Below are 21,155 nucleotides of genomic sequence, written 5' to 3'. Positions count from 1 at the left end.
TTCTAGTGCGCCCGGCTTATTCGAAGCTTGTTGTGCGGGCGAGGAAGGCGTCGATGCTGGCGTCGCGCTGTTTGGCCTCGTCCTCGGCATCCGCCAGCCGCCCGGTGCGGTTCCGGGCCTTCTCGATGCTCTTTTCGACCCGGCGCACCTGCCGCAGGCGTTCTTCGGCCTGGCTCTCGGCCTCGGTGAGCTTCGTGCGTTCCGCCTCGTTGCGCCGAAGGTTGCTGACCTTGGCGCCGACGAACAGACCGTGCAGGGCGTTGTCGACGCCGAGGCTGGCGAGAATGTCGGCATCCGACTTTTCCAGGGCGGAGCGCTGCTCGCGCAGCTGGCCGATGCGCCATTCCTCCAGGAGGCGCTTCTGCGCCTGGACCTTGAGGATGCGGTTCAGCCGTTTGACCCGGTCGGCGGTCTCGCTCATCCGTTCAGCACCCAGTTCTGGAATTCCTGCATGAAGATCGTCATGAAGTCCCCGATCGTATAGCCGAAGAGCACCACCCCGCCGGCGAGGACGAAAGGCAGCGAAATGAAGTAGATCGGGATCGCCGGCGTCAGCTTGTTGGCAAGGCCGATGGCGAAATTGACGATCACGGCGTAGAGGATGAACGGGCTGGAGAGCCGAAGGCAGAGGAGGAAGGCCTCCGACAGATTGTCGGTGACGGCGATCAGGCTCGCCTGGGCGGTGAAGCCGATCGAGGGAACGATCGCCGAATAGGAGGCGACGAGCGCCCGGGCGATCTCGGCGTGAAGGTTGAGCACGAAGATCAGCGTCGTCGCGGTCATGGTGATCAGCGTCGTCAGGGCCGCGGAGCTGTCGTTGTCCTCGATCGACGGACCGAGCGCCTGGCCCATGCCGATGAGATTGGCGACGAGATGGCCGGCAAAGCTCAAGGCGAGCATGAAGATGCGTCCGAGCATGCCGATCACGAAGCCGACCAGCGCCTCGGAGAAGATGAGACGCAGCCGCTCCGCATCGTCGCCCGTCCCGACCAGCGGCTGGACGATGGGAAGCAGACCCGGCGCCAACGCCAGCGACACGGCGAAGGACAGGAACAGCCGGACCTGGACCGGGATGCGGACCGACGAAACCCCCGGCATCACCATGAGGCAGGTTCCGACCCGGCAGAAGATCAGGAACAGCGCCAGGGCGACGTCGGGAAGCGCGCCGATCACGAGATCGAACCGATGGGGCGGATGTCGACGCCGCGGGCGATCTCGACGTGGCTGAGGACCGGCAGGGTGACGAAGATCCGCTCGATCATCATCCGGACGTAGGGCCGCGCGTCGGGCGCCGAGACGAGCACGAAGGATTCGCCCTGGTCCATCTTGGCGCGGATCACCTTGGTCGCCTCTCCGGCGAACTGTTCGACGAGACGCGGATCGATGTCGAACTCGACGACGTCGCCCTTGGCGTCGCGCTTCAGCGCCTGGTGGAAGGCGAGATCCCACTGGTTGCCGAGGCGCAGCACCGAGAGCTTGCCGTTGTGCAGGAGATCGCCGCAGATCTGCTGGGCCATGCGCATTCTGACGTGTTCGACGATCTGCTCGGACCGTCGCACATGCGGCGCGATCTCGGCGATGGCCTCGAGGATGAGGTTGAGATTGCGGATCGAGACGCGCTCGGCGAGCAGGAGCTTCAGCGCCGCCTGCAGGCCCGAATAGGACATGTGGGTCGGGATGATCTCGTCGATCAGCCGCTTGTACTCGCTGTCGAGCCGGTCGAGCAGCACCCGCATGTCCTTGTAGGACAGGAGCTGCGCGAGGTTGTTGCGGATGACCTCGGACAGATGGGTGAGGACGATCGACAGCGTGTCGATCGGCTCGAAGCCCTGACGCTTCAGCTCGCCGGTAAAGCTCTCCGACACCCAGGCCGCGCGCATGCCGAAGGCCGGCTCCTTGGTGATGTCGTGCGGGACGTCCGGACCCGGCGCATCGCCGAGCACGATCATCATCTCGCCGAGGCGCAGCGGCTGGGAGGCGACGGTCGTGCCGTGGATCTTGATCTGGTACGATTTCGGATCGATCGTCAGGTCGTCCGACAGCTTGATTTCGGGAACGACGAAGCCGTAGCGGGCGGCGAAGCGCTTGCGCATCTTCTGGACACGGCGGGCCATTTCCTCGCGCTTGGCCAGCATGTGGGCCGAGGTCTGCTTGCCGAGCACCAGCTCGATCTCGACCATCTTCAGCGATTCCTTGACGGAGTCCTTCTCCGCCTCGGCGCTGAGCTTCTCCTGGGCGGCCTTTTCCGCGACGACGGCCGCCTCCGCCTGCCGGCGCTGCTTCGGGACCGACCAGGCGACGAAGGCCATGGCCCCCGCCGTCGCGATGAAGGGCAGGAAAGGCAGGCCCGGCAGCAGCGCGAGAAGCGCCATCAGCGCCGCCGCGACCATCAGGGCGCGGGGATAATGTCCGAGCTGGTTGAGAACCGCCGTCTGCGCGGCGCCGCGGGTTCCGCCCTTCGAGACGAGAAGACCGGCGGCGAGCGAGACGATCAGCGCCGGGATCTGCGAGACGAGGCCGTCGCCGACCGACAGCTTGGTGAAGACGTCGGCCGCCGCGCCGACTTCCATGCCATAGCGGGTTACGCCGATGACGATGCCGCCGAAGACGTTGACGGCGGTGATGATGAGGCCTGCGATGGCGTCGCCGCGGACGAATTTCGACGCACCGTCCATCGAGCCGAAGAAGGAGCTTTCCTCCTCCAGCTCCTTGCGGCGCCGCTGGGATTCCTTCTCGTCGATGAGACCCGCCGAAAGATCGGCGTCGATCGCCATCTGCTTGCCGGGGATGGCGTCGAGGGTGAAGCGCGCGCCGACCTCGGCGATACGAGTCGCGCCCTTGGTGATGACGAGGAAGTTCACCGTGATCAGGATCACGAAGACGATGATGCCGATGAAGAAATCGCCGCCCATGACGAATTGCGAGAAGCCGCCGATGACGTGACCGGCGGCGTTCACGCCCTCGTGGCCCTGCGACAGGATCATCCGCGTCGTCGCGATGTTGAGCGACAGGCGCAGCATCGTCGCCAGCAGGAGGACGGTCGGGAAGGCGGAGAATTCCAGCGGCTTCTGGATCCACAGCGCGACCATGAGGATCAGGATCGACAGGGCGACGGAAAACGACAGGCCGATGTCGATGAGGAATGGCGGGATCGGGACGAACAGGATGGTCAGGATCATCACGACCGCGAGCGCAAAGCCGATCTCGCGGTTGCCGGACTTCCTGTCGTTCTGTGCTTTCTGAGCGCTGGGGGCACCGGGCTTCAGAATGTCGACGGCCATGAACCAACCCTATCTGCGGTCTCTGGTGGCGGACGTGCCGGGCCCGTACGCCGGACTCAGGTCGTCGCAGATCAAGGTTGCTTCAGGCTGATTTGGTCTCATCGATCGACGGCCACGAAAAAGGCCCGCCGGATCGGATCCGGCGGGCCATGGGATTTGCGCTCGGCGACTTTCGCGGATCCGTCGGCGGTCAGCGATCGAAGCCGGACTCGATCCGCGAGTAGGATTCCTGGGTGAAGGCGTAGACCTGCGCCCCGGTGAAGGACGCCGTCAGCGCGATGACGACGAAGATCGCCAGGATCTTCGGCACGAAGGTGAGCGTCACCTCCTGGATCTGGGTGAGCGCCTGAAACAGCGCGATGACGACGCCGACGGCCATGGCGGCGGCAACGGCCGGCCCACAGCCTGCAACGATCGTCCAGACGGCCGATTGGACGATCTCGATGGCTTCCGCTTCGTTCATGGCTATTCGACCACCGTGCCGGAACCGAGCAGGACCGTCTTGCCGCCGTCGGTGACCGCTTCGATCCCCAGACTGCCGGCCCTGACGGCCGCGACCACGCCGCTGGTCTGGCCGTCGGCAGAGGTGATCGTCCGGCCGATCAGCGAATTCGCCTGGGTCAGAGCCGAAACCGCCATCATCGAATCGAGCCGCGAATTCGTCTGGATCTGCTGTTCGACCGAGGAGAAGGTCGCGAACTGGGCGACATATTCCGTCGAGTCGGTCGGATTGAGCGGATCCTGGTTCGACATCTCGGCGACGAGAAGCTTCAGGAACGCGTCGTAGTCGAGCGTCGACTTCTTGCTGGCGGTCGTGATGCTGCTCGACTGCGAGGTCGTCGCAACGGAGGAGACGGCGCCGACGCTCATCTCAGGCTCCCGCAGCGAGGCGAAGCGGCGGCTCGAACTTGGCGACCGGGCTGCCGACGTCCGAGACCTCGCCGAGTATGTCGTCCTCAAGCGGGATCATCGAGCGGATCCGCTTCAGGCCCTCGAAGGTGCGGCCGCGAGCGATCAGATCCTCGACCTCGAGCAGGCCGTCGATGATGTCGCGGTTGCTGTAGGTCTTCAGCATCGCCGGATGCGCCTTGCCGAAGAGCACCATGGCCGCCTCGGAGCTGTTCGGATCCATCAGCATCATCTGCACGATGAAGTAGAGCTGCCGCATCGGCGTCTTCGCCTGCTCGGCCTGCATGACGTGGCTCTCCAGGAGGAAGGTCACGTCGTTGAGGAATTCCAGGGTCGTCTTCCGGTCGACCTTCAGGACGGCGCCGTTGACGAAGATGCGCTCGCCGGCCCGCAGAGAAATGCGCAGGATTGCCATGGTCAGTTCAGCCCGTTGCGGATCAGGGTGGTGATTTCGATGATGCCTTGGAAATTGCTCGACCGGCCGAGACGGATCGCTTCTGCCTCGCGCATGATCCACAGTCCGATCGAGATGAGCTCAGCACGCAGATTTTCGGGCAGGCCGTTCTCGGCGCTGGACAGGTCCTCGACGAGGATCGCCCAGAGACTCCTCGTCATGTAGATCGCCTCGATCGCATCTCGGGATCGTGGCCCGTTCTTCTCTGCGCGCTCCAGCAGGTCGATCGAATGGTCGAGCGCCTGGCGTTCGCGTTCGCGTGCGTTGATCTCGACGTCCTCGGAGATTTCCGCATAGGAGAACTGGTACATTCCTACCCCTTGATCCTACCCGTTGAACGGCTGGCAGCCGACGTTCGGGCTTGGTGAACTCAATGATTGGTTTCGATGGGCCGCCTCGGCGCCCCAACGCGGTCGTCGGTGCTTGCCACGCTCAGCAGAGCGCGCCGGCGAAAATCCTCTCGTCGCCCGGACGGGCGACGGCGCGGGTCACGGCGGTCGGTCCCCCGTCCCTGCCGGCTCGCCGCTCCGGCCCGTGGCCGCCGCACGGCCGGTCCTTCCCGAGGGAGTCGAACGTCGTGCCGGTCCGGACGGAAAAGAGCGGCGGCAAGCGCGGCTTTCGTCCGTCCGCCCCGTCTGTCGTCCGCGATGCTGTTCCTGCAGTCGCCATCGGTGCACCCAAGCTCAGAGATAGTTCAACAGGCTCAGTCGCGAGATGCGCGCCGTCAGCGCATAGGACGTCTCGAGCAGCGTCTGCAGCCCGGTGACCCGGGTACTCGCCTCGTATTGGTCGACCTCTTCCAAATTGGAGATCGATATGGTCAGGACGTTCTTGCGGGCGTCCAGCGTCTCGTTGGCGATGTCGAGCCGTTGCTGGCTTCCGCCGATCTCCGCCTGCAGTTCCGTGATCTGGCTGAGCCCCTTGGAGAGAGTTTCGATGGCGCGGCTTGTGAGAAGCTGGCGCGCGCTCTCGTTCATGTTGGCGTTGCCGAGGTCGGACAGCATCACGTAAGCCTTGGCGATGTTCCGGAAGGCCTCTTCGTCGGACGAGTAGGAGGTCTTGATCGACTCGCTGTCGCTGATCCGGTTCACCGTCGTGCCTTCGCCGGCATTCGACCAGTTGTCCTTCCAGCCGCCGTTCGGACCTGTCGGACTGGTCGAGAACAGATCGTCGAACGCACCGTCGAGGAAGGCCTCGAGATCGCTCGCGCTGATGTCGGCGACGGCCGGATCGCTCTGGCCGATCCCGAACGCGGCGGTGAAGGCGGCTGCCGTGGCGTCCTGGGCCTTCGACCCCTCGAAATAGGTGCCGGCGGTGCCGCCGCTCGCCGTCGCAAAGCCGATCGCGGGCTTGTCGGTCGCCGTGCCGGAGAACAGGAAGCGAGCTCCCGCAGAACTGTTGAGGGCGCCGACGAACTGCTGCAGGCTCGCCCTCGCCTGATCGATGTTGGCAGTCGTGCCGGGGTCGCTGGAGCCGTTGGCGATCAGCGAGGAGAGCAGCGAACCGCCGGTGGCCGCAAGCGAGTCCATGGCGTTCTGCATGATCGAGAAGCGCTGGGAGATGATGGCGTTGGTATCGAGCTGCCGGGTGGCGCTCTCGTTTTCCGAGCGGAGCGAAATCGACTGGCTGGTCCGCAATCCGAGCGTCAGACCGACGTCCGCGAGCCGGCCGGTCGTCGCCTGCTTCTGCATGATGACCAGCTCCTGCTGGATCTTCGAGACGGCGTTGCGGGGCGCGGACAGGATCGAATAGTTCGACACGAGAAAATTTGTCATGGCGAGGCTTCTCAGACGATCTGGAGGATGGAGTCGATCATTTCGCCGATCGTCGAGATCAGCTTGCTCGATGCCTGATAGGAGCGTTCGAGATCGAGAAGATGGGCCATCTCCTCGTCGAGATTGATCCCGGTCAGGTCGGAGAGCGATTCCTGGGCCCGCGACAGCACGGTCGAATGGTAGTCGACGTTGTCGTTGGCTGCCGACCGCTTGTCTTCGAGCCAGCTGATCGTGGAGGCGATGTAGTCGCCGATCGTCCCGGATGTGCCGGCCCCGAGGGAACCGTCGAAGCTGCGCTGCCCGGACAGATTGGCGATGAGAGCGTTCAGCCGTTCGCTGAAGCCGGCATTGTCGTTGGTATTGTAGTCGATGCTCTGGCCGGAGATGTTGCCGTCCCGCAGATAAGTGGGATCGGCGACGACATTCGCGGCGACGCTGATGCGTCCGGCAAAACCGGTCTTCGAAGCGGTGGCGTCGACGATGGTGGACGATCCGTCGGCTGCGATCGAAAAGAGCCCGGACCAGGACGTGGTCGAGGTGACCGCATCGGGCTCGGAAAACGCCTGCACCAGCGAAGAGGCGATCTCGTCGAACTGCCCCTGCAGGGTCACGGCGGTCTCGTCGCGGAAGGTCAGCAGGCCATAGATGCTGCCCGACTTGATCGGCATGCCGGCCGACGCGCCGCTGACGCTGACGCCGTCGATCTTGAAGCTGCCGCCGACGACGGTGGCATCGTAGGCCGATTTCGGCGAAAACTCGATTTGCCGCGCCGTGGTCTCGAACAGGGTGATGCCCGAGTCGGTATGCAGCGTCATGTCGTTGCCGGCCCGGACCTGGACGTTCAGCCCCACATAGCCGGACAGTTCCGTGACGATCTGGTCCCGCTGGTCGACCTCGTCGGTGATGTCCTGACCGGTCGCGGTGCCGACCATGATCTTGTTGTTCAGCTTCTCGAACTTCTCGAGCAGGCCGTTCATCTTGTTCGCCGTATCGGCGAGTTGCCGGTCGGCATCGGTTCGCGCCGCCTGGATGGCGCTCGTCGCGGCATTCAGGCTGTTGGCGAGATCCGAGGCCGCGCTGACGGCGGCGCGCGCCGTCTGCGTGTCTTCGGGGGTCACGGCATATTGCGACAGGGCCGCCTCGAGCTCGGTCAGACGAGCCGCGGGCGAGGCGATCGAATCGGTGTCGCCGATGACGCTCCGGATGGAGTTGAGCGCCCCGTAGGTGACGTCGGCCGCCGCCAGGGAGGCGTTGGCGCTGGTCATCGAGGTGAACAGCGCCTGATTGCTCGATTGGGAGATCGAGCCGATCGACACGCCACCATAGATCAACGAGGACTGGGTGGCGAATTTGCGCGTGGCGGCTGGATTTTCCGCATTCGCGACGTTGCGGGAAACCAGCGCCGATTGCTGCGAGACCGTGGCCAGCGACGACCGCGCGCTCGAGAAGGCGGAAAGTAGAGACATTTCGGTTTAACCCCGTCGCGAAAGCCGCCGCGCGCCGATCAGCGCTTCAGGTTGATGATGACGTCGAGGATTTCCGAGCCGGTCTGGAAGACCTTCGAATTGGCGCTGTAGGAGCGCTGGGATTCGATCATGTCCGTCAGTTCGGTGGCCAGATCGACGTTCGACTGTTCGATGGCGTTGGACTTCAGCGAGCCGAAGCCGTTCACCCCGGGAATGCCGTTGACGGCGGCACCGGAATCGGCATTGGCGGAGTAGACGTTGCCGACGCCCGCGGTCAGCCGATCCGGGCTCGAGAAGGTCGCGAGATTGATCTGATAGAGCGGCACGGTATTGCCCGTGCTCATGATGCCGTTGACGACGCCCTCGTCGCTGATCTTGAACTCGCTGATGAAGCCGGCGGGATTGCCGTCGGGCGTCACCTTGGCGGAGAAGTCCGTGCCGTACTGGGTCAGCGACTTGAAATCGAGGTCCATCGTGCTGCCGTCGGCGAGCGTCAGGCTCTGCGCCCCGACGGCAGTGGTCGGCAGGCCGGTCACCGGGTTGAACGACACGTCGAGGCTGTAGTCCACGAGGGTCTCCGGAGCGGTCGCCGTGTAGGGGAAACCGCCGTTCGTCGACTGCGACTGATCGAAGATCGAGATCGTCCAGTCGTCCGTCGCATTCGTCGGACTCTCGGCCGTCTTGGTCATGTAGATGTCGAGAGTGCGCGCTTCGCCGAGCTGGTTGTAGACGACCTGCGAGGTCTTCTTGGTGAAAGCCGTGTCGGCGGGAGAGGTCGCGCTCGGGGCCGTGCCGCTGGCAACGGCCTTGGCGGAGGACGGCAGCTGTACGGAAAACTCCGCCGACTCGGTCTTCTTCGGGGCGATCAGCTTGCCGACGGGCAGCTCGATCGGGCCGGTCGTGCCGTCCGTCAGCGACGTGCCGGTCAGCCGGTAACCGGCGGTGTTGACCAGATAGGTCGTCTCGGTTCCGCCGACGTTCTGCGTTTTCTCGACGAACGAACCGGCCCGCGTGTAGAAGTCGCGGCCATTGGCGTCCTGGACGACGAAGAAGCCGTCTCCCTGGATGGCGACGTCCGTCGCCGAAGACGTGCTGGCGGTGCTGCCCTGCTGGCTGATGGTCTGCCGGACCTGTGTCGTGACCGAGCCGGAATTGTACTGTCCGTCCGACTGCGAGAAGATCAGCGAGGAAAATTCCGTCTCGCTGCGCTTGTAACCGTCGGTGTTGGCATTGCCGATATTGTCCGAAATGGCCGACAGGCGGTTCGCCTGTGCGTTCATGCCCGACACGCTGGTCCTGAAAACGCCGTTGATGCTCATGGTCCGTGTGGCTCCGTTGTCTGCCCCGCTGGACCACGGATAAGCCGGAAAGCTTGTGCCTAGCTGTGAAGGGCCAGCTTCGACCGAGCATAAGGGCAAATAAAAAATGCCTCGCCGAAAAACAACGGCAAGGCATTTCTCCTTAATACTTTAGCAATAAATCGGTCGTTACTCTACACCGATGCCATATCCGAGATAACGCTTGGAAGAAACCGGATCGTACCCGAGGCGCATCTTCAGCTTCTTGCGCAACTTGGAGATGTGACTTTCGATGACGTTCTCCTCGACGTTCTCGTCGAAGATGCCGTAGATGGCGTTGAAGAGCTGCTGCTTGGAAACCCGGCGGCCGCGGTTGGACACCAGATATTCGAGGATGCGGCGCTCGCGGCGCGGCAGGGCCATCGCCTTGCCGGCGACTTCGGCGTCGCGGCCGTCCTGATAGACGCAGATCTCGCCGACCACCGTGCGGGTCGCCTCGGCGTTCTCACGACGGCGAATGGCGCCGACGCGGGCCAGGATTTCCTTGACGTGGACCGGCTTGGCGACGACGTCGTCGACGCCGGCCGCGAAGAGATCGAGAGTCCCGTCCAGGTTGCGGCTCTCCGAAAGCGCGATCATCGGCGCAGTGGACCGCGAACGGATCACCCGCGGGCATCCCGCCCGATCGTCGAAGTCGCCGAGCAGGAAGGCTTCGACCGCCGAGATGTCGGCGTCGGGCGCCGTCTCGACCCAATCACGAAACTCGCTGGAATGGAAGGTCGCCGTCGAGACGCCCTCGCGTGCGAAAAGCGACTCGTAACCGCTCGTCACCAGTTCCCGATTATCAACCACTACGATCATTTTCAGCCCCTCGTCCGCCGCCGCGTTGTTGGTAAAGAAACGGTAACCTGACGCGAGTCTTGCACCAATCCCAAGAATTTGGGGTTTGTTAACCATGCCTTTCGTTTTGAGGTTCAACTCACTGATTTTTAAGGAAAAAGTTTTTGGTTAACGAGAGCTTAACGGCGCGCGGCGGGCATTTTGCCCGCCGCGAAACCAAAAACTTTCCGATCGCACCGCCCGGCGTGCCGCGCCGGGAGGCGCTTTCACAGATAGAACGAGGGGTCGCGGCCCGGATTGCGACCGCCGGCCTCCCCCGCCCCGTCGACGGATCTTGCGCCCGGTGCAACCTGCGAACCCCGCTGGCGGCCCTCTTCACGCCGCGCACCCTGGCCCGCCTGGCCATCCGAGGCGAACTGGCCGCTCGCCGATCCCTCGCCGCGTGACTGGCCGGAGGCCGAAGCATCGCCGGGAACGCCCGGCTGACTTGCCGCGCGCGTGCCGGCCGCATCGCGCGCACCGACGGTGACGATCGCCTCGTCGACGTCGAAGCCGGCCGACTTCAGCAGCGACTTCAGCCCCTCGCCATCGTCCTTCAGCCGGTGTGCCGTCTCCGGTTCGCTGGCCTCGATGTGGACGGCGAGGTTGTCGCCGATCAGCTTGAGCGTGACGTTGACCTTGCCGAGCTTCTCGGGGGCAAGCTGGATCTGGATGGTCTTCAGCGCGGCGCCGCCCGCCCTGAGGCGCGTCCGGTCCGCGCCGGCCGGCGCATTAGCGGCCGGATCCATCCGCACGAGCGCCGTTGCGAGCGCATCGGCGACCTGGGCCGTCGGAGCCGAGAGCATGCCTTGCCGTGACGCCGCGACGGTCCCCTCTTCCGAACGGACGGACTGGCTGGAAGGCTGCCTGAGCGGCTTCGTTCTGGCGAGTTCGTCGAGCGGCGGCATTCCCGGCCTTTCGCCGGCCTCGGCCCTCTGTTCCGGACGCTGGGCACGGTCAACCGCGGCGGGAACCGTCGAAGACGCGGCGGAGCGCAACGGCTCGGCCGTCGGCTCCGTGCCCTGCATACCCTCTGTCGGCTCGGCGGCAACCGGATGCTCGCTCCGCGACGCCGCCGGCGTGGTGGCGGCAGCCTCCGGCTGAGCGCCGGACACGGGCATCGCGCGGCTCGCCGGTCCCCTGGCTTCGTCGGTCGGCATAGCCGCCGCCGGCCGATCGACGGCGCGAGGCTGCTGTTGCTGGTGCTGACCCCGATCGCCCTCGTCCGTCACCGGAGCGCTCGTCGCGACGGCCGGGCGCAACGGTTCGGCGCTCGATCCGTGGCCCACGCCCTGCATCCCCTGCGCCGGCTCGCCGGCCGGTGCCGTGGCCGCCGCGCCCTCGCTACGAATCCGGGTCGAGGAGGACGCCTCTGCCGGTCGATCCACCGGCGCGGCGACAGCCGACGGAGACCCGCCGGCGAACGCCGCATGACCGGTCGCGGTGGAGCCGGCGCGGAGCGAACTCTCCGTCGTGGTCGATGCCGCAGTCTTCGCCGGGGTGGCCTCACCCGTCACCGGAGCATTGCGACCTCCCCCCTCGGGGGCGGGATCGTTGCGCGATGAGACGCTTTCCGATGGCCGGGACGGAGCCCGCGCCTCGGAAACGGGCGCTGCGCCGCCGAGGTCGGCGCGCCTCGGCGCGCTCTCGCCCGATGTCGCGATACCGGCCGCATCCCGTTCATGCCTTGCAGCCGATGGCGAACCGGCATCGGCCGCCCCGGCAGACCGGGGATCCGTCGGCACGGCTGCCCGAAGGCCGTCACCGGAAGCAATCGGATCGACGCCATGCCGGCTGTTCTCGACCCCGTTCGCCGCAGCGATCGCGTCCGCCCGCCGGCCGGTCGGCGCAACGGACTCGCGTGCGTCGCTCGGCCGCCCTGGTTCGACGCCCGGATGGCCGCTCTGCCGCGTTCCGAATTCGCGGTTCGGCAGCGCTTCCGACGCGCCGGATGCATTTCTCGCGGCCGTGGTCGCGGACGAACGCTCGGCACTTGAATTCTCACGGCCTTCGACCGAGGACTCCGTGCCTCGGGAGTGAGGCAGGCCCGAGGTCCGACCGGCGTCTTCGGGCAGCGGGGCGCGCGCCGGCATGCCGCCGGACGGTGCCTCGGCCGATTTCGGCGTGACCGCGCCGTCGGCGCCGGTCGAGGCGGCCGCCCTGCCGTCTGCGGCCCCCGAGGCCGGCATCGGAACGCCGGGCCTTCCCTGTTCGAACGAAGCGGGCGCATCGCCTCTTCCACCCGTCGCCGGCTTTGCGGCAGGGGGCGCCGCCGGCGCCGCGCGATCGGCCGGCGAGCCACGTTCTGCGACTGCGGCGGCGACCGTCGGGGTGACGCCGCGGGCCGCGCCGTCCGCAGTGTTGGCAAGGCCCGATCCCGCCGCGACATTCGCCGCAGCGGCAAACGGCGTCTCGCCCGTCGGTGTCCGCCGCCCCGGCAGATCACCGAGGTCCCGGCCATTGCCGGTATCCGCCTGGACGGCCCGAGCGGCGAGCGCCGTGTCGTTGGCCGCAGGCGTTTCCGACTGCCGGGCGGCTTGCGACTGCAGCGCCGCCGGAGCCGGCTGGAACGGTTGCTCCTTCGGCGCCGTCGCGGAAAGCGTCTCACCGAGGACCGAAAACGCGCTGCGTGCCGATGCGGTGCCCGCCGGGCTGCCGGCCTCGACCGTGGAGGGACCGGTGCGACCGGCGGATGCATCGCCGCGACCGGCACGTTCGCTCCGGCGGGTCGCCGGCTCGAAATCCGTCCGCATCGAGACGAGGTCCACCCGGGCGCCGAGACCGAGCGAACGCGGCGAGCCGGGCTGTTCGGGAAGCCGCACGGTGGTCATGCGCGTCGCGTCCACCGCCGCGCCGGCGGCATGTGCGCTTGCAGTCGCCGGCCCCGTGCCGGCAACGCCCCCGGAGCTGGCGGCGGCGGCTCGTCCCGCGAACGGCAAATCCGACGTTCCTGCAGCGAGCCCGCGTCTTTCCGGAACGGTGAAACTCGCGCGACCGGCTGCGTCCGACGTCGTCGCCGCTGCCTGCGGCGTCTCCGCGCTCGCCGGCCTCGTCACGCCCGACGTGGCAGTCCGCGCGGCAACCGGCGCGGCCGCGGCGCTGCCGCCTTGCGGCCGGACGTCCCCGATCGTCGGGCTCGCTTTAGCGGCGGAGGCCGTGTCGCCCGCCCGGGCGAGCTGCGCGGCGAAAGGCGTCCCGGCATGATCGAACTCGCTCGGGCGCCGTTCCGCCTCGGCCGCGGTCGCAGCGACGATGCGGCTTTCGAGACTGAACCCGCCGAGGATTGCCGCAAGCTTGGCGTCCGGCGAAACCTGCGCGGAGGATCCGGCCTCGACTGTCGCCCTCGCCGGGGCCGAAGCCTCGTCGAGATCGACGGGATCGACCGCGTAGCTGTCGCCGCGTCCGACGGTGACGATGATGCGCCCGCTCCGCGGCCGTGCCGGCGCGACGTCTTCTCGCGCCTTCTCGTCCACTTCGCCCGGCAGCAGGACGCCGAGCCGTTCGGCGACCGCTTCGGCGGAAAGCTGCAATTCCACGGCCGGCACCTCGTCGCCGGCGCCGGCCTGCAGGATCCGCAGACGACGCAATTCCGGGTCGAGCTCGGCGAGGAGCCGCTCGTGCGGCGACAGCCTGCTCTGCCGCCCCTTGCCGTCGACACGCGGCGCGAGGTCATTCTCGGACTTCGCTTCGCCGTCCTTCGTCGTTGCGAGCGATAGTCTTTCCGCCTCTGCCGCAACGTCTGCGCCTTCGACCTGCCCGGCGCCCTCCTTCGCGGCGATCGCCGACTTCGCCGACACGGCCTGCTCTTCCGTCCGCGACGTGCGTCTTCCGCGCGACGTGGCGGCTTCGCCGTCGCCCTTCGCCCCCGCGCCTTTCACCGTCTCGGCCTTCGCCTTCGATGGCGAGCCCTCGGCGGCTCCGGCATCGCCGGTATCGGCGTTGCCGGACGTCTTCGCATCCAGAACCGCGCCGGGCTTTTCCGCCGAAGCGACACGCGCCGGCTTCCTGCGTCCGGCGGTCGTCTCGCCCGCTTCTGCCGTGGTGACCGCGCCCTCGTCCTTCGCCGTGGCGAGACGGCTCGCGCCCCTCGTCTCCGCCTTGCCCTCGCCGCGATCGGTGCCGACGGTCGCATGCTGCCTGGCGAAGTCGCCCTGGCGGCCCGCCTGCAAAGCGGATCGCTCGGTCGGCTTGGCTTTGGCGGACGAGACCGTGGCTGCGCTCTTGTCGTCGCGCGCCGAACCGAGGCCGCGCATGGCCGCGGCGAAGCCCTCTCCTTCGGCCGCATGGCCGGCCTTCTCCCGACCCGCCTTGCGCCCGGCAGCCACCGTCGAAACGTCTCCCGACACTCCCCGAGCAGCCGTCATTTGTCCATGTCCTTCAAATCACTGCGTACGGCATCGAGAAGCTTCGTCGCCCGGTCGACGACGGCGGAATCGATCGGTGTCGCCTCGGCGGCATTCGTCTTGTCGTCGGCACCCGTTCCGGCATCGGCCATCAGGGGCTTGCGGATCTCGCCCAGCACCGAGAGCGCGGCGTCGTAGAGCTTGCGGTCGGCGGGATGCAGGCTCTCGCGGTCGATCTCGTCGAGCTTTGCCAGCGTCTCGGCCGGATCGCGCTCCGTCAGCGTCGAGGCCGAGACGTAGAGCAGCGCCCGCTGCCGCGCCTGCGCGGTGAGTCCGGAGACCTCCAGGACCTTCGCGCCCGCCATGCCGGCGAGTTTCATGTTGCCGGCGATCAGCGCCCGGCGGCCGATCGACAGATAGATGTTGAGCTGGTCGGCGAGCGGAATCCGCTCCACCGCATCGGCGATCAGTTCCACCGTCTTTTCGGCCTGATCGACGGGCCGCCCGACATAAAGCGCCGTGAACCTCGCGCGAAAGTTGCCGGCGTAGACGGAACGCGCATAACGGTCGAAATAAAGCCGTGCGTATCCGTCGGCCCGGTCATGGTCGCCGAGGTCTTCGGCCAGCACCATCGCCAGCCGCAGCGCCGCTTCCTCGAGCAGCGTCCCGGTGCCGTCGAGCATCACCCGCCGCAAGCGCTCCAGTGCCTTGTCGGGCGCGGCCTGCGCCTGCATCTGGGCCACGGCGAGATTGATCTGCGCGGCCAGGCCAGGCTCCATCGCGTCGACGTCGAGCGCCGACAGAAGCTTCTGGGCGTCCGTCTGGCGGTTCTCGACATAGGCGAGCGCACCGTCGAGCAGCGGCCGGACATCGGCGGGAAAATCGTTCTTGGCGAGCACCATGCGCAGCACCGAGGGCGGCCCACCGCTGAGGACGAAAAGGGCGGCGGCGCGCTGATTGCGGCCGTCCTTCCAGGTCTCCTGGGTCGCTCGCTCGAAGGCCGGGCCGTACCACTGCAGGAGCCGCGACTGGACCCGGTTGGCGGAGACGTTGCCGCGCGCCGCCTGATCCTGGAGGAACTGCAGCGAACGGATCACCTGATAGGGCTGAGGTCCGCGCGTCGGCGCGGGCTCTTCGGCATGGGTGGCGTGTGCGCTGTCCGCGCCATGGGCCGCATCACCGTCGCCCTCGGTGGTCTCGCCTTCATGCCCTGCCCCACCCGCGTCGTGGTCGGCAGCGGCGCCGTCGTGAGCCTCGGCGCCGTTACTGGCGTGGGCGTCGTCCGCCGCGCCATGTCGGCCCGCTTCGTGCGCGTCCTTCCCGACCGCCGCCGCAGCGCCACCGCCCCGCCGGGCCGCTTCGCCGGCCTGGCGCACCTGCTCGGCGGTGCTGTGGCCGGCATCGTCATGCGCCTCTTCGCCCACGGCCGGGGCCGCGAGCACGAGGGCGAGGAGCGCCAGGAAAGGCGCCATGGGCGGAACGCTGGAACGCATCAGGCGCTGGGCTCGGTCAGGAAGATTTCGATGCGCCGGTTGATCGCAGCTTCGGGATTCTTCGGATCCTTGAGCTCGCGGTCGGCGAAGCCCTCGATGGCCTTCACACGGCCCTCGTCGAGGCCGCCACGGGCGAGCATGTAATAGGCCATGTGAGCTCTGGCCGTGGACAGCCGCCAGTTGTCGTACTCGCCGCTGGTATAGGGCCGCGCGTCGGTATGACCGCGGATGGTGATCTCGCCCGATCGCTTGGACAGCACCGCGGCGATCTTTTCCATCATCAGGATGGCATCGGCGCTCGGCTTGGCCGACCCGACCGGGAACATGCCGGACGTGACGTCGTCGGCGAGCGAGATGGTGATGCCGCCCTTGCCCTCGACGACCTCGACATTCGCCGGCAGATCGCCGCCGAGCTTGGACAGTTCGGCGCCGAGATCGGCCCGCAGCTTCTCCGCCTCGCCCCCTTTGCCGGTCTTGCCCTCGCCCTTGCCGGCCTTCGACAAAGTGCCGTCGTCGGCCTTACCGGCGGCGTCCCTGCCACGACCGCTCGGCGCGCCCTCGTCCTCGCCGGCCTGCTTGAAGCCGGTCTTGTCCTTCTGATCGCCCTCGGCCGTGGACTTGCCCGGCTCGTCGACGCCTTCGCCCTTCGGTCCCTTTTCGGGATCGGTCATCGGATCTTCCGGCGGCAGGACGGCGGTGCGGAATTCGATCGGCGGAACGTCTTCGAGCCGGCCGCCGCTTTCCATCATGTTGGGCGAAAGCTGCCAGGAATCGGGATCGAAGGGATCGCGATAGGCCTCGCCGCCGTTGAGCCCCGGCAGGCCGGAACCGTCCGGCTTGCCGCTCATCTCGCCGTCGCCGTTCTTGTTGCTTTCCGAAACGATCTCGGTGAGCACGGAATAGGGATCGCGAAAGATCGACTTTTCCTCGCCGCCCGTCTCGTTGCCGGCGACGGGGTTGCCGCGCGGATCGCCGTTGGTCTCGGCGGCGCTTTCGCCGTTCTCGTTCTGGGTGCGATCGGCGCCGTCGTCCTTCTGCTTGATGCCTCGGGTGGCCGGCGAAGGATCGTTGAGCTTGATCGGATTGAAATACTGGGCGACCTGCTTGCGCGTCGCAGTATCCGACGAATTGGTCAGCCACATCACCAGGAAGAACGCCATCATCGCCGTCATGAAGTCGGCGAAGGCGATCTTCCAGGCGCCGCCGTGGTGGCCGTCGTCGCCATGGCCGCCGCGACGGACGATGATGATCTCCTGGTGTTCCAGGTGGCCGGCCTCGGACTGCTCGCTCACTGCAAGGCCTCTTCCAGCGCGCGCTTCCAGTCGGCGAGACGGGTTTCGAGCGTCGTCTGATCACAGGAAATGCGGATGTCGGAAAGGCTCTCGTCGGCCTCGAAGGCGACGAAGCCGCGGCGCGGGCCCAGCGCCTCGGCAAAGGCGTCGAGAAGCGCCGCCGGACCGACCGCCTCGAGCGACAGGGCGCGCCCGTCGAGAGACAGGGTCGAGACCGCGGCAGCGAGTTCCTCGACCGTCTGGCGGCTGCGGATGTCGATCGCGATCGGCTTCAGAACGCTGGCAAAGGACGTGCGCATCGCCGTCTCGATGCGATCGAGCTTGTCGGTGAGAAGCTCGGCGAGCCGGCCACCCTCCTCTTCCAACGCCTCGCGCCGGGCCGCTTCGACCGCCTCGGCCGTGGCCAAGGCAGCCTTCGCACGCTCGGCTTCCACCGCGGCGGCAACCGCTGCCTCGACGCGCTGGTCGATCTCGGCGAGAGCTTCCAGCCGGCCGTCCTCGCGGCCTTCCGCCCGGGCCGCCTCGACGTCTTCCTCGGTCACCTGCGGGAGCATCGGCAGGGCCGGCTCGGGGTCTTCGCCGAAGGTGGGAGTGTCGAAGCCGAAGTCCGCGGCGTCGAAGTCGACGCTTTCCAGGGCCTTCGCCTCGTCGCCGATTTCCGGAATCGCCTCGAGATGTTCCGGCACCTTCCGGGCGGGGCGCTTCTTGACCGGCAGGCCGTCGGCCACCAGCGTCAGGTGCTCGAAGCTCGTCTTCTTCTGCGGCGCCGGCCTCGCCGTCTTCAGGCTCTGGAAGGGCTTGTCGCTCTCTTCGGGAAATTCCGTGAGATAGTCTGCGAGAGAGATCATCTCTTACGCCGCCTCTTTGTGGTTGATCCATTGCTTGAGCACGTTCGCGGCCTTCAGCTCGTCCTGATCGAGCAACTTCGCGATACGAGCCTGCGGGCTCTCGTTCTCGGACTCGTCGAACTGGCCGAGATAGGCGGGTGCGCCGCCCCCGAACTGGGATATATCCGGCGTACCTTGTGCGAACTCGAAACCGCCGGGCAGCTCCAGCCCGCCCGGGCCATCCTCGGCGCCGAGGCCCGGGAGCGAGCCGTCTTCGAGCGCCAGGGCGCCATTCTCTCCGGCCGGCGTCTGCACGATCGCCCGGATCGCCGGCTTGAGACCGAACCAGATCACCAGGACGGCGACGGCGAGGATCGTGAAGGCGTTGATCAGCGTGCCGGACTGGCGCATGAACATCTCGCCGATGCCCGGCCCCGGGACGGGCTCGAGAGCGCTGTCGGAGGCGATGAAGTCGACGGCGGTCATCTTCAGCTGGTCGCCGCGCTGATCGGAAATGCCCGCAGCCGAGGCGATGAGCGCCTGGAGTTCGGCAAGCCGGGCGTCGATCTGGGCATCGGTGGCGTTCTCGCCGAGCGATTCCTTGAGGCGCGCCCGGTTGACGACGACCGCGACCGACAGCTTCTCGACGCTGTAGCCTTCGCTCGTCGTCTGCACGGTCTTTTCATTGATCTCGTAGTTGGTGAGTTCCTCGCGCCGCTCGTTGTTGTCCTTCGAGGACTGGCCGCTGTTGGTCTGGGCGGCGCCGCCGGCCGGCTGGATGTCCTGCTGGACGCCGACGGCGTTCTCCTTGGTCGAATTCTCGCTCTGGGCGTTCTCGCGGATGGTGCGGGTCGAGCGCTCGACGCGAACGTCCGGATCGAAGGTCCGCTCGGAGATCTGCCGTCTGTCGGTGTTGAGCCGTGCGGTGACGGAGGTCTGGAAGTTGCCGATGCCGAGATAGGGCGACAGGGTCCGGCGGATCGAATCCTCGACGCTCTTGGCAACGATGCGCTCGATGCCGAAGAGCTTCGTCGGCGCGCTGGAAGCCGAATCGTCGCCGGAGGCCAGCAGCGTGCCGTCGGACGACAGGATCGTCACCTCGTCGGGCGTCATGCCGGGAATGGCGGACGAGACGAGATGACGGATCGCCTGCGCCGAGGAGAAATCCTCCGGCTGGTCGGTCCGGATCACGACGCTCGCCGACGGCTTCCTCTCGTTGCGACGAAAGCTTCCCTCGTCCGGCAGGACGATGTGGACGCGTGCCGCCCGGATATGGGCGAGCGACTGGATCGTCCGGGCGATTTCGCCTTCCAGCGCCCGCACCCGGGTGATCTCCTGCATGAAGGAGGTGAGACCGATCGAACCGAGATTGTCGAACAGCTCGTAGCCGGCATTCTCCGACCGCGGCAGGCCCTTCTCCGCAAGCAGCATCCGCGCCGGTGCCGTGGAGGCGAAGGGCGTCAGGATCGCGTCGCCCTTGGCGCTGACGTCGAAGGCGATGCCCGCTTCGGTCAGCGCCGCGCCGATGCGCGTCACGTCGGTGCGGTCGAGGCCGGAATAGAGCACCTCCATGTCCGGCCGCGACAGATAGTAACTTCCAAGTCCGACGAGTGCTATCACCAGAAAACCGACGAGACCGAGCGCGGAGAGCTTGCGCGCTCCGAGACCGGAAAGATTCGTCAGGATTTGCTGGGCCTGCCCGCCAATGGCCAAAGCCATGGATCACTCCTCGCTACGCACGAACTGCATGAGTCGCGAGGGACAATGCCGGTCAAAGCTTGCGCGAGGCCCCGGTTAACAAACCGTTAATGCATGGATTTCCCTGATGATTTCAGCCACCCGCCAAGGCCGCCGCAGCAACCGTCGCGAGCCGATGCAAGGCTTCGCCGGCAGAACGGTTGAAATCCCTCGAACGAAACGATTGCAGGAAGTAGGTAAAATCGGCATCCGACGGACGGAACCTGCATGTCGCGGCCGACATCCACTCGGCCGACGCGGACATTGCCACGGCCGTGACCTCGATCGTGCTCGGCGAAGCGAGCGTCGCGACGATCAACTCCATCATCGGCCACATCGCCGGGAGCGCCAAGCAGATCCCGAAACACGATCTTGCCCGCCATCCGGAGATGGCCGACACTTTGATCGGCAAGATGGTCGCCTGGTTCGAGAAGGGCGATGAGAACGCCCTGTGAACGGCCGTGAGACGTGAGACCTATTCCAAGGTCTCAAACGTTCTCGTCTCGTTCCGTTGAAAACGGCCTAAGCCGTTGAAAAGAATGGTGGGTGATGTAGGGATCGAACCTACGACCCGCTGATTAAGAGTTATCAATTATCTCAGTAAAATCAAAAGCTTATGAATTAGACCGCGCAAAAATCTCACGAATTGCGGCCATTCATCGCCGCTTTGTTGACGGCCGAGATGATCGCGTCCAGCCGCTCGTTCGTCTCCCGGCGCGTGTCGCGCAGTTCGTGACGCAGCTCGCTCACGGTGGTTTCGATCCGGCCCATATGGGCGTTGAAGTCGTCGCGCCGGAGATACTCGTCTCGCGTCCGGTTGATGCGGTCGTGCAGCACGTCGTCACCCATTTTGATCGTGCTCGTCAGCTGACGATCGCGCGCGATGAACCCACCGATCAGGCCGATGAGAGCGAACGCGGCGCCGATGATCCATCTCAGTTCCTCGCCCACGCGTCCGCCCTGATCATTTCATACAATCACATTCAAGCCGGAAGCGTTCCGGCTATCGCTCCACGGCGTCGTGGCGCCGGCATTCCGCCGGCTTGTAGATGCCGACGCCGCAGCCGCCGGCGACCGTGTCGTCGATCGCCTCCTGGTCGGCCGCCGTGGCTCCGCGAGTGCCGGGCAAGGCCGTGCCCAGCGCGCGGCGGATGTCATTCACCGCCGAGGCATCGGCCGGTAGCGAACTCGTAGCGCATCCCGCCAGCCACGCACTCGCGACGAGACAGGCGAGCATCCTCGCCAGCGTCGCCGGCCTGCCGGCTGCGATCGGAGATCCGGGCGCGTTCTTCATTCCTGCCTTCCTTCTTGAGCGTGTTGGCGACCCAGGCGCCGGCAATGCCGATGCCGACGGCGAGGAGAGCCGCGACGAGGACCTTGAACTGGATGCCCATCGCGTCC

General features: G+C 66.5%; 20 protein-coding genes. 1 reads left to right on the top strand and 19 read right to left on the bottom strand.

The genetic code is table 11. From position 1 onward, the window contains the following. Positions 1-16 precede the first annotated feature (16 nt). The 16 genes from LZD57_RS00505 to fliF all read right to left on the bottom strand — a co-directional run bounded on the left by LZD57_RS00505 (position 17) and on the right by fliF (position 19,736). Complete coding sequence (locus LZD57_RS00505) at positions 17-421, bottom strand: SPFH domain-containing protein (protein WP_233717159.1); 405 nt, start codon at positions 419-421, stop codon at positions 17-19. Further along, complete coding sequence (locus LZD57_RS00500; protein ID WP_233717158.1) at positions 418-1,173, bottom strand: flagellar biosynthetic protein FliR; 756 nt, start codon at positions 1,171-1,173, stop codon at positions 418-420. The genes LZD57_RS00505 and LZD57_RS00500 overlap by 4 nt, the downstream gene beginning before the upstream one ends. Continuing rightward, complete coding sequence (gene flhA, locus LZD57_RS00495) at positions 1,170-3,281, bottom strand: flagellar biosynthesis protein FlhA (protein ID WP_233717157.1); 2,112 nt, start codon at positions 3,279-3,281, stop codon at positions 1,170-1,172. The genes LZD57_RS00500 and flhA overlap by 4 nt, the downstream gene beginning before the upstream one ends. A 190-nt stretch (positions 3,282-3,471) precedes the next feature. Continuing rightward, positions 3,472-3,744: a flagellar biosynthesis protein FliQ gene (gene fliQ / locus LZD57_RS00490; protein WP_233717156.1), complete on the bottom strand. Its 273-nt coding sequence runs from the start codon at positions 3,742-3,744 to the stop codon at positions 3,472-3,474. A gap of 2 nt (positions 3,745-3,746) precedes the next feature. After that, on the bottom strand, positions 3,747-4,151 hold the full coding sequence (gene flgD, locus LZD57_RS00485; RefSeq protein ID WP_233717155.1) for a flagellar hook assembly protein FlgD: 405 nt from the start codon (positions 4,149-4,151) through the stop codon (positions 3,747-3,749). A 1-nt stretch (position 4,152) separates the two neighbouring features. Beyond that, positions 4,153-4,596: a flagellar biosynthesis repressor FlbT gene (gene flbT, locus LZD57_RS00480; RefSeq protein ID WP_233717433.1), complete on the bottom strand. Its 444-nt coding sequence runs from the start codon at positions 4,594-4,596 to the stop codon at positions 4,153-4,155. Between the two features lie 11 nt (positions 4,597-4,607). After that, positions 4,608-4,955, bottom strand: a complete 348-nt coding sequence (gene flaF, locus LZD57_RS00475; protein WP_233717154.1) for a flagellar biosynthesis regulator FlaF — start codon at positions 4,953-4,955, stop codon at positions 4,608-4,610. A 372-nt stretch (positions 4,956-5,327) separates the two neighbouring features. Beyond that, entirely contained in the window at positions 5,328-6,419 is a 1,092-nt protein-coding gene (locus tag LZD57_RS00470) for a flagellar hook-associated family protein (protein WP_233717153.1), read from the bottom strand. Positions 6,420-6,430: 11 nt separating this feature from the next. Then, a complete protein-coding gene (flgK, locus tag LZD57_RS00465) occupies positions 6,431-7,885 on the bottom strand; it encodes a flagellar hook-associated protein FlgK (protein ID WP_233717152.1) in 1,455 nt (484 codons plus the stop codon). A 38-nt stretch (positions 7,886-7,923) separates the two neighbouring features. Further along, complete coding sequence (locus LZD57_RS00460; protein ID WP_233717151.1) at positions 7,924-9,204, bottom strand: flagellar hook protein FlgE; 1,281 nt, start codon at positions 9,202-9,204, stop codon at positions 7,924-7,926. 168 nt (positions 9,205-9,372) lie between these two features. Next, positions 9,373-10,044, bottom strand: a complete 672-nt coding sequence (locus LZD57_RS00455; RefSeq protein WP_233717432.1) for a response regulator transcription factor — start codon at positions 10,042-10,044, stop codon at positions 9,373-9,375. A gap of 245 nt (positions 10,045-10,289) precedes the next feature. After that, on the bottom strand, positions 10,290-14,426 hold the full coding sequence (locus tag LZD57_RS00450) for a flagellar hook-length control protein FliK (protein WP_233717150.1): 4,137 nt from the start codon (positions 14,424-14,426) through the stop codon (positions 10,290-10,292). Beyond that, positions 14,423-15,898, bottom strand: a complete 1,476-nt coding sequence (locus LZD57_RS00445; RefSeq protein ID WP_233717149.1) for a hypothetical protein — start codon at positions 15,896-15,898, stop codon at positions 14,423-14,425. The genes LZD57_RS00450 and LZD57_RS00445 overlap by 4 nt, the downstream gene beginning before the upstream one ends. After that, entirely contained in the window at positions 15,898-17,190 is a 1,293-nt protein-coding gene (locus LZD57_RS00440; protein ID WP_233717148.1) for a MotB family protein, read from the bottom strand. The genes LZD57_RS00445 and LZD57_RS00440 overlap by 1 nt, the downstream gene beginning before the upstream one ends. Continuing rightward, complete coding sequence (locus LZD57_RS00435; protein WP_233717147.1) at positions 17,187-18,038, bottom strand: hypothetical protein; 852 nt, start codon at positions 18,036-18,038, stop codon at positions 17,187-17,189. The genes LZD57_RS00440 and LZD57_RS00435 overlap by 4 nt, the downstream gene beginning before the upstream one ends. 3 nt (positions 18,039-18,041) lie before the next feature. Then, positions 18,042-19,736 (bottom strand): flagellar basal-body MS-ring/collar protein FliF, encoded by a 1,695-nt coding sequence (fliF, locus tag LZD57_RS00430; protein ID WP_233717146.1) that lies wholly within the window; start codon positions 19,734-19,736, stop codon positions 18,042-18,044. A 293-nt stretch (positions 19,737-20,029) separates the two neighbouring features. Here fliF and LZD57_RS00425 point away from each other — a divergent pair, with 293 nt between their 5' ends. Further along, positions 20,030-20,209: a hypothetical protein gene (locus LZD57_RS00425; protein WP_233717145.1), complete on the top strand. Its 180-nt coding sequence runs from the start codon at positions 20,030-20,032 to the stop codon at positions 20,207-20,209. A 184-nt stretch (positions 20,210-20,393) separates the two neighbouring features. Here LZD57_RS00425 and LZD57_RS00420 read toward each other — a convergent pair whose 3' ends face one another. Genes LZD57_RS00420 through LZD57_RS00410 form a run of 3 tightly spaced genes read right to left on the bottom strand, consistent with a single transcriptional unit; the run spans position 20,394 to position 21,148 of the window. Next, positions 20,394-20,705: a hypothetical protein gene (locus LZD57_RS00420; RefSeq protein WP_233717144.1), complete on the bottom strand. Its 312-nt coding sequence runs from the start codon at positions 20,703-20,705 to the stop codon at positions 20,394-20,396. 52 nt (positions 20,706-20,757) lie between these two features. Next, on the bottom strand, positions 20,758-20,916 hold the full coding sequence (locus LZD57_RS00415; protein WP_233717143.1) for a hypothetical protein: 159 nt from the start codon (positions 20,914-20,916) through the stop codon (positions 20,758-20,760). Next, complete coding sequence (locus LZD57_RS00410) at positions 20,909-21,148, bottom strand: hypothetical protein (RefSeq protein WP_233717142.1); 240 nt, start codon at positions 21,146-21,148, stop codon at positions 20,909-20,911. The genes LZD57_RS00415 and LZD57_RS00410 overlap by 8 nt, the downstream gene beginning before the upstream one ends. Positions 21,149-21,155 lie beyond the last annotated feature (7 nt).

The organism is Jiella avicenniae (genome assembly GCF_021390325.1).
GTDB classification, from domain to species: Bacteria; Pseudomonadota; Alphaproteobacteria; order Rhizobiales; family Rhizobiaceae; genus Jiella; species Jiella avicenniae.
This window is presented reverse-complemented; position numbering and strand designations above follow the sequence as displayed.

Coding starts and splice junctions, on each gene's coding strand:
- LZD57_RS00505 (WP_233717159.1), bottom strand. CDS start 421: ATGAGCGAGACCGCCGACCGGGTCAAACGGCTGAACCGCATCCTCAAG.
- flhA (WP_233717157.1), bottom strand. CDS start 3,281: ATGGCCGTCGACATTCTGAAGCCCGGTGCCCCCAGCGCTCAGAAAGCA.
- fliQ (WP_233717156.1), bottom strand. CDS start 3,744: ATGAACGAAGCGGAAGCCATCGAGATCGTCCAATCGGCCGTCTGGACG.
- flgD (WP_233717155.1), bottom strand. CDS start 4,151: ATGAGCGTCGGCGCCGTCTCCTCCGTTGCGACGACCTCGCAGTCGAGC.
- flaF (WP_233717154.1), bottom strand. CDS start 4,955: ATGTACCAGTTCTCCTATGCGGAAATCTCCGAGGACGTCGAGATCAAC.
- LZD57_RS00470 (WP_233717153.1), bottom strand. CDS start 6,419: ATGACAAATTTTCTCGTGTCGAACTATTCGATCCTGTCCGCGCCCCGC.
- flgK (WP_233717152.1), bottom strand. CDS start 7,885: ATGTCTCTACTTTCCGCCTTCTCGAGCGCGCGGTCGTCGCTGGCCACG.
- LZD57_RS00460 (WP_233717151.1), bottom strand. CDS start 9,204: ATGAGCATCAACGGCGTTTTCAGGACCAGCGTGTCGGGCATGAACGCA.
- LZD57_RS00455 (WP_233717432.1), bottom strand. CDS start 10,044: ATGATCGTAGTGGTTGATAATCGGGAACTGGTGACGAGCGGTTACGAG.
- LZD57_RS00450 (WP_233717150.1), bottom strand. CDS start 14,426: ATGACGGCTGCTCGGGGAGTGTCGGGAGACGTTTCGACGGTGGCTGCC.
- LZD57_RS00445 (WP_233717149.1), bottom strand. CDS start 15,898: ATGCGTTCCAGCGTTCCGCCCATGGCGCCTTTCCTGGCGCTCCTCGCC.
- LZD57_RS00435 (WP_233717147.1), bottom strand. CDS start 18,038: ATGATCTCTCTCGCAGACTATCTCACGGAATTTCCCGAAGAGAGCGAC.
- fliF (WP_233717146.1), bottom strand. CDS start 19,736: ATGGCTTTGGCCATTGGCGGGCAGGCCCAGCAAATCCTGACGAATCTT.
- LZD57_RS00410 (WP_233717142.1), bottom strand. CDS start 21,148: ATGGGCATCCAGTTCAAGGTCCTCGTCGCGGCTCTCCTCGCCGTCGGC.